General features: G+C 49.0%; 12 protein-coding genes and 1 tRNA gene. 6 read left to right on the forward strand and 7 right to left on the reverse strand.

Annotated features, from left to right (window positions below):
- Both RDL68_RS05020 and RDL68_RS05025 read right to left on the reverse strand, forming a co-directional pair.
- The coding region (locus tag RDL68_RS05020; protein ID WP_308540600.1) for a restriction endonuclease subunit S at nt 1-742 on the reverse strand (742 nt) is incomplete at its 3' end.
- 143 nt (nt 743-885) lie between these two features.
- Nucleotides 886-959, reverse strand: a tRNA-Pro gene (locus RDL68_RS05025).
- Nucleotides 960-1,137: 178 nt separating this feature from the next.
- Between RDL68_RS05025 and RDL68_RS05030 the strand changes: the two genes are divergently transcribed.
- Genes RDL68_RS05030 through RDL68_RS05045 form a run of 4 tightly spaced genes read left to right on the forward strand, consistent with a single transcriptional unit; the run spans nt 1,138 to nt 4,520 of the window.
- Nucleotides 1,138-2,025: a cysteine synthase family protein gene (locus RDL68_RS05030; RefSeq protein ID WP_308540589.1), complete on the forward strand. Its 888-nt coding sequence runs from the start codon at nt 1,138-1,140 to the stop codon at nt 2,023-2,025.
- Nucleotides 2,026-2,027: 2 nt separating this feature from the next.
- On the forward strand, nt 2,028-2,636 hold the full coding sequence (epsC, locus tag RDL68_RS05035; protein ID WP_308540590.1) for a serine O-acetyltransferase EpsC: 609 nt from the start codon (nt 2,028-2,030) through the stop codon (nt 2,634-2,636).
- A complete protein-coding gene (locus RDL68_RS05040; RefSeq protein WP_308540591.1) occupies nt 2,633-3,562 on the forward strand; it encodes an undecaprenyl phosphate translocase family protein in 930 nt (309 codons plus the stop codon). Before epsC ends, RDL68_RS05040 begins: the two co-directional genes overlap by 4 nt.
- On the forward strand, nt 3,552-4,520 hold the full coding sequence (locus RDL68_RS05045) for an NYN domain-containing protein (RefSeq protein ID WP_308540592.1): 969 nt from the start codon (nt 3,552-3,554) through the stop codon (nt 4,518-4,520). Before RDL68_RS05040 ends, RDL68_RS05045 begins: the two co-directional genes overlap by 11 nt.
- Nucleotides 4,521-4,552: 32 nt before the next feature.
- Here the strand turns inward: RDL68_RS05045 and RDL68_RS05050 are convergent, their stop codons facing one another.
- Together RDL68_RS05050 and RDL68_RS05055 are read right to left on the reverse strand one after the other, a co-directional pair.
- Nucleotides 4,553-5,056, reverse strand: a complete 504-nt coding sequence (locus tag RDL68_RS05050) for an ImmA/IrrE family metallo-endopeptidase (protein WP_308540593.1) — start codon at nt 5,054-5,056, stop codon at nt 4,553-4,555.
- Between the two features lie 41 nt (nt 5,057-5,097).
- Nucleotides 5,098-5,484 (reverse strand): helix-turn-helix transcriptional regulator, encoded by a 387-nt coding sequence (locus tag RDL68_RS05055; protein WP_308540594.1) that lies wholly within the window; start codon nt 5,482-5,484, stop codon nt 5,098-5,100.
- A 175-nt stretch (nt 5,485-5,659) separates the two neighbouring features.
- Here RDL68_RS05055 and RDL68_RS05060 point away from each other — a divergent pair, with 175 nt between their 5' ends.
- Complete coding sequence (locus RDL68_RS05060; protein ID WP_308540595.1) at nt 5,660-6,970, forward strand: DNA polymerase IV; 1,311 nt, start codon at nt 5,660-5,662, stop codon at nt 6,968-6,970.
- A 114-nt stretch (nt 6,971-7,084) separates the two neighbouring features.
- On the forward strand, nt 7,085-8,005 hold the full coding sequence (locus RDL68_RS05065) for a 1-phosphofructokinase family hexose kinase (RefSeq protein WP_308540596.1): 921 nt from the start codon (nt 7,085-7,087) through the stop codon (nt 8,003-8,005).
- Here the strand turns inward: RDL68_RS05065 and RDL68_RS05070 are convergent.
- From RDL68_RS05070 to RDL68_RS05080, 3 genes are all read right to left on the reverse strand, one after another.
- A complete protein-coding gene (locus tag RDL68_RS05070) occupies nt 7,989-8,222 on the reverse strand; it encodes a DUF951 domain-containing protein (RefSeq protein ID WP_308540597.1) in 234 nt (77 codons plus the stop codon). The two genes, RDL68_RS05065 and RDL68_RS05070, sit on opposite strands and share 17 nt — an antisense overlap.
- A 34-nt stretch (nt 8,223-8,256) precedes the next feature.
- The gene (locus RDL68_RS05075) at nt 8,257-9,432 is read right to left on the reverse strand and encodes a hypothetical protein (protein ID WP_308540598.1); all 1,176 of its coding nucleotides are present in this window, start codon (nt 9,430-9,432) and stop codon (nt 8,257-8,259) included.
- A gap of 88 nt (nt 9,433-9,520) precedes the next feature.
- A complete protein-coding gene (locus RDL68_RS05080; protein ID WP_308540599.1) occupies nt 9,521-10,909 on the reverse strand; it encodes a hemolysin family protein in 1,389 nt (462 codons plus the stop codon).
- Between the last annotated feature and the right edge of the window lie 56 nt (nt 10,910-10,965).

The raw sequence follows: 10,965 nt of genomic DNA on the forward strand, positions 1-10,965 counted from the left end.
CCAGCAGAGCCTCTGCAGGCTCGTCAGACGGGTCTTGTGGAACCAGCTTGCCCTGGACTGCCTCTTGCAGTATCGACTTCTTGAGGGTTTCTGGGAAGTGGCAATTCAGCTGATCTACGGCCGACGCCGCTTTGCCGTACTCATGAACATACGGAACAAGTCTTTCAATCAAATCAGCAATTCGCTGTTGTTCGGCAAGAGGCGGCATGGGTATGAGTTGATTTTTAACCGTTTCAGCTGTAATAGCGACAAAGGTGGTGCCTGTTGCTTGCTTTACAAAGATATTCTCATATGCAGCCAAAAGGTAATATGCAAATAGTAACGGCACTCCTGCAAGAGGAATAATTGCACACAACCCTCTGCCGATACAAAGCTTCCTGTCTGTAATATTAACTTTACCGACAGGAGCTCGAACACATAAAAGCACTGAGTTTTCTGGAGCGAATTTGGTCGGCGAAGAGGTATATTGATCTGATGCTTTAATGTTCTTTTCACCAAAGAATACTTTTCCTTGATGGAACTCGACTCCAGTGCAATTTCCCGAAACAGTATTTCCAGCTGGAGATTGTCCCATTTCGATTGCAAATGCGTTACCAAGCCGCACCCACTCCCACGAATCGGGGATGTTAAACGGTACCTCATCCGCCAGCGACCGCACTTCATCGCCGATTTTCTCATAAGGAGTATTATCAGAACTCGGCTGTTTAACAATTACAGCAGAGCGGAAAGCACCGATAACCATAAAACGCACGAAACCCCGCCACAGAATTGCTCCGCAGCGGGGTTCGCTTATGTGCAGAAACAGCCGAAAAGCCTCGTATCAAGCGGTTTTTAGGCATAGAAAAATGCCACTGTAATTCTATCAAAATTACGGTGGCATTATGATCGGAGTGACAGGATTTGAACCTGCGACCCCTTGTCCCCCAGACAAGTGCGCTACCGAACTGCGCTACACCCCGTAACATTCCCATTATAGCATAAACTTCTTCTTTTGGCGCAAGAAACACATTTCCCTTACGGTTGGCTGTTAGAATGCGAGAGAAAAAGGGAAAAGAAAAGAGTGTGGCGTAAAGTATTCCTTTTCCAAGGAGCGCACTTGGTCGATATAGAACCCTTTGTATAGTAAGGAAGGTACAGATGAAACTCATTGAGACTATCGGAAACACCAAACTCATTCAACTGCAGCATATTGGCGGCGGAAGAATCTATGCGAAATTGGAGAAGACAAATCCCGGCGGAAGCATTAAAGACCGCCCGGCTTATTATATGATACGCGATGCCATCCAGAGCGGCGAGCTGAAACCCGGAATGACCATTGTGGAACCGACGTCGGGGAACACCGGCATTGCCTTGGCACTCATCGGAAAACAGCTGGGCTATGCTGTGGAGCTGTACATGCCCTCCTCCATGTCAAAAGAGCGTGTGCGTCTCATGCGCTCCTTTGGCGCAAAAGTGGTTCTTACCACGGAAGGCGCATTGCAGGGTGCTGTCGATGCGGCAAAAGCACGAGTCGCGGAAGGAAACGCCTATATGCCGGATCAATTCTCGAATCCGTCCAATCCAAAGGCGCATTATGAGACAACGGGACCGGAGATTGCCAAGGCACTGCCGGATGCCGCGGCATTCGTTTCCGGTTTCGGAACCGGCGGAACCATTTCCGGAACGGGACGGTATCTAAAAGAACACATTTCAGGCATCAAAGTGTTCGGCTTAGAACCAAAAGAATCGCCCCTCGTTCGTGAAGGACACGCCGGTGCGCACAAAATTCAGGGTATTTCCGGCAATTTTGTGCCCAAAAATTTAGACAAAAGCCTGCTGGACAAGATATACTCGGTGGCAAGCGATGATGCGATGACGATGTCACGCCGTCTTGCCGCGGAGGAAGGGCTTTCCGTAGGTATCTCCTCCGGTGCAAATGTCGTTGCTGCGCTGATGGCGCTTGAAGAAGTAGAAGGAAACGTTGTGACGGTACTTCCTGATTTAGGTGAACGTTACCTGTCTACGGCGTTATATGAAGAGGACTGAATATGAAGAATAGAGACTGGAAAGAACAAGCGGAGTACATGATGGCACTGGATCCCGCGTGCCGTTCCATAGAGGAAGCTACCAATCTGTACCCCATCACCGATGCGCTCAGCAGCTATGATATTGCCCACGAGTTTTACCTGCGCGGTGATTTTTATGAAGCACGCCGCATCTCGCAGAATGCGCGAAACCGTACCGGCATTGAAATTCATCCCGGCGCAGAAATCGGACGATGCTTTTTTATTGACCACGGCATGGGGGTCGTGATTGGCGAAACCGCAAAAATCGGCGATTACGTACACATGTACCACGGCGTTACCTTGGGCGGTGTAGAATCCTTTTCGGGACAGCGTCATCCCATCATCGGCAATCACGTCCTTATTGGTGCTAATGCCACGCTCCTCGGACCGATTCATATTGGAGACGGTGCAAAAATCGGTGCCGGTGCCGTCGTAATGCAGGACGTTCCCGCCGGAGCAACCGCTGTGGGCGTTCCTGCACGCATTCTTCCCGTCAAAGCGCAAAACGATGCCCCTTCGGCAGACCGCTGTACTGCGCCGCATCGCGAGACTACCGAAAACATGCAGAAAACCCATAAGGAGCAAAAATGAGATCCAATACGTCCCCCGTTTCTGCGAAAAAAACGCCGGTAACCGTTGCGTATCCCGACGAAGGCGCAAAACCGCAAGCCGTTTTTCTTCGGTTACTTAAGGGCATTTTAGTGGGCATCGGCGCCATCTTGCCGGGACTTTCTGGTGGCGTGCTCGCAGTCATTTTTGGCATTTATCAACCGATGATTGCCTTTCTTTCTCATATCCGTCAGGAATTTATGCGCAACGTGCGCTATTTTCTGCCGATTGGAATCGGCGGTCTTCTCGGCGTATTTCTGTTTTCCATTTTCGTCGAAAAAGCATTCGGTAAATATTCTGCCCAATTTGTATGTCTGTTTTTGGGCTTTGTTATCGGCACCTTTCCGAGTCTTTATCGACAAGCCGGAAAAGAAGGCCGTTCCTCGTCCGATTTGGGGTTGTTGGTTCTTTGCGCAACCGCCATTTTCGTCCTGATGCTCTTTGGCTCCCATCTTCCGCAGATTACGCCCAACCCGTTGGTATGGCTTCTTTCCGGCGTACTGGTCGCGTTCGGTTTTATTATTCCCGGAATGAGTCCGTCCAACTTTTTAATCTATTTCGGACTGTATGACAAAATGGCAGCGTCCATTGCTGCCTTTGATTTTCGTATGCTCATCCCTTTCGCTGTCGGTGCCGTCCTCTGCATTCTCCTCTTTTCAAAAGTCGTCGCCTGGCAGTTCCGTTACCACTATGCCCCGATGTTTCATGCGATTCTCGGCATGGTCGTCGGCTCCACACTGGGCATATTTCCTGCTATCCTCTTTCCCGCACTGACCCCGGCAGGACTTGCCGCGGCAGAACTTAGCCTTCCCGTCGCCATTCTTTTCGGGCTCGGTATGCTCCTTGTCGGTATAGGGATCAGCTATCAATTCAGTAAACTGGAAGAAAAGGTGAATTATGAACGATGAAACACGATTTGCGGTATTGATTGATGCGGAAAATATTTCGCCAAAATATATCCAAGTCATCTTTGATGAAGTCTCTAACTATGGCGTTTCCACCTACCGCCGCATTTACGGCGACTGGACCAGTACACGCAATAACCGCTGGAAAGAAGTTTTATTGGATAACTCCATTACGCCGATTCAGCAATACAGCTATACGGAGGGAAAAAACTCTTCGGACTCGGCAATGATTATCGACGCGATGGATATTCTCTACACGCTATCTGTAGATGGCTATGTGCTGGTTTCCTCGGACAGCGACTTTACGCGCCTTGCCTCTCGCCTTCGGGAATCCGGCATGACCGTCATCGGAATGGGAGAAAGCAAAACGCCGAATGCGTTTATTTCCGCGTGTAACACTTTTAAGTACCTCGATATTCTTTACGCTTCGCTTGCCAATGCCGAAGAAGAGGAAGAACACCACGAGGAAACGAAAAACAGCAGAAGTAAATCCGGACGAAACGCCACATTGACACAAGATCGCCCTTCTTCTTCCAAAGCAGAAGGAAAGAATGGCTCAACAGAGAAGGGATCTGCCGCTTTGCAGAGCGATTCTTCCGAAATAGCGGCGGCAAAAAGTGCGACGGTTCTTTCCCGAAAGGAATGGAAAAAAGACCATGCGCAAGCGACCTCCACAAAACGCAGTAACAAACGAGATGTTCCCCGTCCACAGACGACCCTTCTCTCTGTGCGTAAAGCACTGCGCAGCATTGTTCGCGAAAACTCAGACGAAGACGATTGGATTTCCTTAGCCAACTTAGGGAATCAGCTCTCCAAGCGTTTTCCGGATTTTGATGTGCGAAACTACGGACACCAAAAATTGGTTACTTTTATCGAGTCCTTCCATGAATTTGAAGTCGCTCATCGACCGGTATCCGAATTTGGCAACAAACAACTCTATGTCCGTTTGCGCAGCAAATAAGCCGGCGAAGTTTCGCTACTCCGATAATGCTTTTACCCCAAGAAGTTTGCGGGTGGACGTTCTGGAAGGTGCAGCCGACAGCCTTTTTTCTGCATCTCGTGCAGCTTCACCAAGAGCAAATTGATATCGGTAGAAAGCATTTTTGCCATCGTAACGATATCGTAGCCTTCGTTGGACAGCGCAAGCACCTCTTTTTCCTCCAGCAGAAGATGGGCAGCAAAAACATTGGCTTCATATTCTTCGCGTTCGCTCATATTGAGCAGCGTAAACGGAACGAGGTCACGCACGCCGTCCTCGTCCTCTTCATGAAGCAAAGTATGCCCCAGCTCATGCGCTAAAATAATCCGTCGGCGTGGTTCCTCCAGCGAAGCATTCAGAAAAATACACGTTTTTCCGGCGACACGCGCAACCATTCCGCCCAGCTGTTGAAAATCACTGCGTTCGTAGAGACGAATGCCCATGCCGCGCGCAATTTCTTCGGGGTCATTGCTGTGGTATTCGTTTATTATTCGCTGTACACGTTCTTCAATCGACATTATTATCCGCTTTCTGCCGAACACGACCGCTCATCGAGCGGTCATTTTACCTTTTCTCGCTCTTTCCGTGCATCCCAATAGGCTTCCTGAAGCGCACGCATAACGGCATCCTTATCCTCGTCGGAAAGCATTCCACCGGAAAACATAGCCCGCGCCTGGCGAATGAGATGAGACATCTCGTCTTCTCGTTCGGTAAGAGGGTTCGCCTCATCGAGAAGAGATTCTTCTTCCCGTTCGGTATAGAGATAATTCACGTCGACCGAAAACAGATTCGCCATCGTGGTATACATCCTTCGCTGTTTGGGATAGCTTTGTCCCCGTTCATAACTGACCACGGTGCGCATCGACACATGCAGACGTTCTGCAAGTTCTTTTTGCGTCCAACCCTGTTTTTCTCGCAGAGATTTCACTTTTTCCCCGAATGTCATGCGTTCTCCTTTCCATTAGGAAGATAATGTTCCTTTTTGCTTGACAAAGGAAGATTATCTTCCTATACTAATTTCGCATTAGGAAGATTATCTTCCTTAATTGTACGTGTTTCCTCTGCACTGTCAAGGTTTGCCTTATTGGTAACAGGTTTTATCCTGCGGAAAGAGAGCAAAAATGCGCCGACAAATTCTTCATGTAGATATGAATAGCTTTTATGCTTCCGTCGAACAAGCATTTAACCCGTCTCTGCGCGGAAAAGCCATTGCCGTCACGGGAAACCCTGAAAAGCGCCATGGCATCATTCTTGCCAAGTCGCCCGAAGCCAAAGCAAAAGGCGTACAAACCGGCGAAGCCATCTGGCAGGCGAAACAAAAGTGTCCCGAACTCCTTACGGTTAAGGCGAATTTTGAACGCTATCAGATATATTCCCGTCTTGCCCAAAGCATTTATCGGGAATACACCGATTGCGTCGAACCATACGGATTAGATGAATGCTGGTTGGATGTCTCCCACTCCTCACGGCTTTTTGGCGACGGATGGACGATTGCCGCCGCAATTCGTCAGCGCATTCGCGAGGAACTTGGTGTTACCGTATCGGTTGGTGTTAGCGATAACAAAGTGTTCGCCAAATTAGGCAGTGACTTACGCAAGCCGGATGCCCAAACGCGCTTAGATGCCTCCAATTTTCGTGAGTACGTATGGCCTCTTCCCGTCAGCAGTTTGCTCTTCGTCGGGCGACAGACCACAAAAGCGCTGCTCTCTTTCGGCATCACCACCATCGGCGAACTGGCTTGCGCGAATAGCCGGCTCATCGCCCATCGCTTTCATCGCAATGGGATAAAACTGCAGAAGGCCGCGCAGGGAAAAGACGACGATCCCGTTCTTCCCTACGGCGTTCGCCCTATCGCCAAAAGCATAAGCTGTGGAACCACGTTTGCACGCGATTTATACACGCAACAAGATATTTCGCTTGCGCTTCTCAGCTTAGCGGATCAGGTGCAATCTCGCTTGATTTGCGCCGGACTCCGCGCAGAAGGGATTGGCGTTTGGGTGCGCGATCGCCGGCTTTGCGTCACCCATGCGACCGGTTCCCTTCCCTATCCGACGCAGAGCGCGCAAACGCTCGTTCGTTTTGCCATCCCTTTGGCGCATTCTCTTTTTGATCCACGAATGCCCTTGCGTTCTCTCACACTTTGTGCGACGGCGCTTTGTCCGGCAAAAGAGGCAATACAAACGCTTCTGTTTGCGGATATTGTCCAACATGATAAGTGGGAACGTCTCGCCGACACAGTGGAAGATTTGCGTATGCGCTATGGCAGACAAGCTGCCGGTCCTGCCACGCTTTCTTCCTTCGCGCTCGCTGATTTGAACGCTCCGCGAGCGCCCATGCCCTTCTATCTATCCGGCTGTCATGCCCTGTCAAAGGAAGAAAAAAGGAATATTTCTATTCCGCCGTCGAAACAAAGACAAGTGGATATCGCATAAAGAGAAAATGCGGTAAGATAACAAAGGAAATTGCGTTTGGTGTATAAAACAACTTTTGCGCAATACGCAAAACAAATAGAGCCTTATAAGAGTCCCCGTTGAGAGGAGAAGTCCGTGATTTATACCGTAACTCTGAATCCTTCTGTAGATTTTATCCGTCGTGTTGATAATATGCGTGTCGGCGAAATCAATTATTCCATCGAAGACCGCATGGTTGCCGGTGGACGTGCCTTAATGGTTTCTCGCATTTTGCATACCTTGAACATTCCCACTACGGCGACCGGTTTTGTCGGCGGACACGCCGGTTCGTACATCGAAGAAGAATTGGATCGCGAAGGCATCTTACACGATTTTATTCGCACAAAAAGCAATACGCGGCTCAACACGTCTCTGTTTTTTGATCAAGTGGAAACGCGCATATTGGGACGTGGCGAAGAAATCCAAACCAGCGAAATTAACGACTTGCTCTACTATCTGTCGCGTATTCGTGAAGGCGATTATCTGGTTGTTGCCGGATCGCTTCCTCCGCACATGAATAATGATATTTATGAACGCATGTTTGAGATCGCTTCCGTAAACGGAGCAACATTTGTGCCCATTATTTCCCCTGAAGCGTTAAAAACGTCCTTGAAGAAAAAGCCTCTGTTAATCGCCCCGACCAGGGATGATCTTTGTACGCTTTTTTCCCTTGCAGAAATAACCCTTCCGAAAGCCATCGACTGTGCTAAGCAGCTTCTTCGTGAGGGGGCGCAGAATGTACTCGTTAACGGCGAACGAAAAGGGTCTCTCTTTGTGACGGGCGATGGCGAAGTCTATCGGGCAGAGGGACCGGAAGGCGACATTGTTTCCGCGACATATACCAACATGGCACTGATTGCCGGATTTATCGGCAACTACATGCGTACCAACGACGCAAAAAAAGCGTTCCCCTCCGCACAAGGGTGTGCCAATGCCACCTATGCGGTTGAAACGCTTCCTTCTCCGGCGCGCATTCGCGATGCCATTGAGCAGGTAAAGATTAGTCGAGAGGCGTAGAACGCTCCTCGGCATGAGCAGAGACAAAACGACCGTCTTCCTCGCGGATGCGTCGCAAACGCTTATCAAATTCGCTTCGGCGCATCCATTGTTCCTGACCGCAACCAAGGCAGCGCAGATGAATCTCCGGTCCGGTACGTAAAATAAGCCATTCCTTCTTTCCGCAGGCGTGCGGTTTTTTCATCTGGATGACCGTTCCCTTTTGGTATGCGCGCAAAATCCTTCTCCTTCGTATCGTTTAGGCGTATGGTTCAGGGTAAAACAAAGAACGCTTCCCGATAGACCAACATGGTTGCGCCATTCGCTTGTGACAATACACGAATAAGCTCTTGGGTATCCACTACTTCCTTCTTCTCCCCTTTTATCGTCATGCGGCGATTTTTTCCGACCACCACAACACCATTTTTTCCGGCAACAACGCGCAGAGGCGGAAAGTCCAGCGCAATCGTCTTTTTCACGTTGCCTTCCACCGTATAACACGTAAGCGCTCTGCCATCTGTCACCCAAATGCCCTCTTCGTTTACGGTCATATCCCAGGATTCACCGCAGGGAATGGTTGCGGTGACCGCCTTATTTGCTACGAAGTACAGTCGGTCGTCTTGTGCGGCAACAAGACTGCTCTCTCCCGTCCAAAGCAGCCGCGTAAACGCTCTGTCCGCATTGAGCTGAAAACGCGCCTCTGCCGAAGAATCCTCTTCGTTTTTCTCCTTCGCCTTCTCAGCGCTAAGCGCTTGTACTGCCAAAGTGCTTCGCGCCGCTTTATGTTCTGTCGAGTATGGAGAAGAGAATCCCGGTGCTTTTTCCACCTGTCCTTCAACCGATATATTCTTTGCCGTCCCTTCTTCCGTCCATGCTGCGTGTGTGTCCGTTTGGGCAAGCAGCCCGGGCGAACCCGCCGTTTTTTGCACCGCCTTGATCTTGCCTTCCACGTCAAAGACGACAAAACGATCCGCTTTGATTCCGATACAGGCAGCAGGGGAAAAAGCTCTTTTTTCGACCGCTACTAACCCAATCAACCCGTTCTCCTGAATAACACGCTCCTCATGCCCATTTTTCGGATTTAACACTTGAATGGAATGGTCTTTTTGCAACAGGTAGAGTTTCTCCCCGTAAACGGGTTTGGTTTCTGCTGCAAGTGGCATTTCCCAACGCTTACCACCTGTATCAAAGGCAATCAGGTTCTTCCCGTCACGAAAAAAGAAGCAGCCGTCAATTGCGCCAACATCCTTCCAGGAGTCTGCATAATGAAGTGCCACTTCTCCGTTCTTCGTATTCTTCCCTTTCGGCAGAAGAAAAAGAAAACAAAACAGCACAACGAGCAAAATTGCGCCAAAAACCAATACGCGCTGCTTGTCTCGACGAAACAATCCGTCAAACAAACGCTGTTTCTCTCCATCCGTTTCTTTTTTCTTCGGAATCGTATCCATCAAAACTCCCTCGCTCGCCCCCGTGCAACGCAAAACCGTGTCGCTCCCATTTGCGTGATAAAGCGAACCGCTTTGCACGCCGCTTCGCTTAGGCGTTATTTTGTTTACGCTTTTCTCGTTCGTCCTGTTCCTTCTTCCACGCTTGCGGATCGTATTCTATACGTACCCACTGAATGCGCTTATTTTCAATCTTTTCAATTTTGAAACGCATTCCTTCATATTCAATAAAGGGTCGTTCCTGATCTTCCGGAATACGCCCCATCAGGAAGAAAAGCAGTCCGCCCAGCGTATCGTAGTCTTCTGTCTCTTCGTCAAAATTCGATTCGGTATTGAAATTCAATTCCTTAATGGAGAGCGTGCCTTTTGCGTAGAACGTATTGCGACTTACTTTCTCAATTTCCGGTTCATCTTGATCAAATTCATCATCAATATCGCCGACAATTTCCTCTAATACATCTTCCATCGTGACAATGCCGGAAAATCCGCCATATTCATCAATGAGAATCGCCAGATGGAAATTTTCATTACGCATCTCATTGAACAGCTCGTTCACGTTTTTGCGTTCGGGAACAAAATTGGCAGGACGAATGATTTTACGCAGAGAAACTTCTTCAAATCCTGTGCTATAGGCTTCCTGCAAATAGTCTTTAATGTAAAGAATCCCAACGATATTATCGATTTCATCGTCATAAACCGGAATACGGGAATACCGGACGGTAAGCAGCTCATCAATATACTCGGTATAGGGATCGTTGATGTCAATAGCGAACACTTCGGTTCTCGGTGTCATAATGTCTTCCGCGGATTTATCGTCAAAGGAAATAATCGAGTTAATCATCTCGCCTTCATCACGATTGATCATCCCCTGACTTTGCCCCACTTGTACCAAGGACTTAATATCGGAAAGCGTCACTTTTTCTTCGATTGCGTCCATTTCCACACCCATTAAATGCAGAACACTGTTCGTGCACCAGGAAAGAAAATGAACAAAAGGATTGAGTAATTTGGATGCCCACCAAAGAACGCCGACGGCGCTGTCCGCAAATTTCTCCGCGCTTTGTAGTGCTAAACGCTTTGGTACTAACTCGCCGAAAATAATGGTTAAAAGCGAAAGCAAGATCGTAATCGTGACGGTGGCTACGCCCAGTGCACTCGGAACGCCGAACGAGGCGAAAGCATCCGCCACATACGTGGCAAGCCCTGTCGCTGCACTGGCGGAGTTGAAGAATCCGGCTAACGTAATACAAATTTGAATCATCGAAAGAAAATCCGAAGGATCTTCCAATAGGCGCAAAATACGACGCGCCCGTTCGTCCCCTTCGTCACGACGTTCCTTCAATCGATTGGCATCCACGGAAACCAGCGCCATTTCGGACGCGGCAAAAAAAGCATTTACGATGATCAATATGACCATCAACAACAACTGAAAAAGTAAGGCCGTACTCCCGGCTCCAGGGTCTGCGACACCTTGGTCCATTCTTTCCTCCTCGTATAATGACGCCACACGAAAAATAGGGTGGAATGATACATACA

This window comes from uncultured Murdochiella sp., assembly GCF_902488755.1.
In the GTDB taxonomy this organism is placed as follows: Bacteria; Bacillota; Clostridia; order Tissierellales; family Peptoniphilaceae; genus Murdochiella.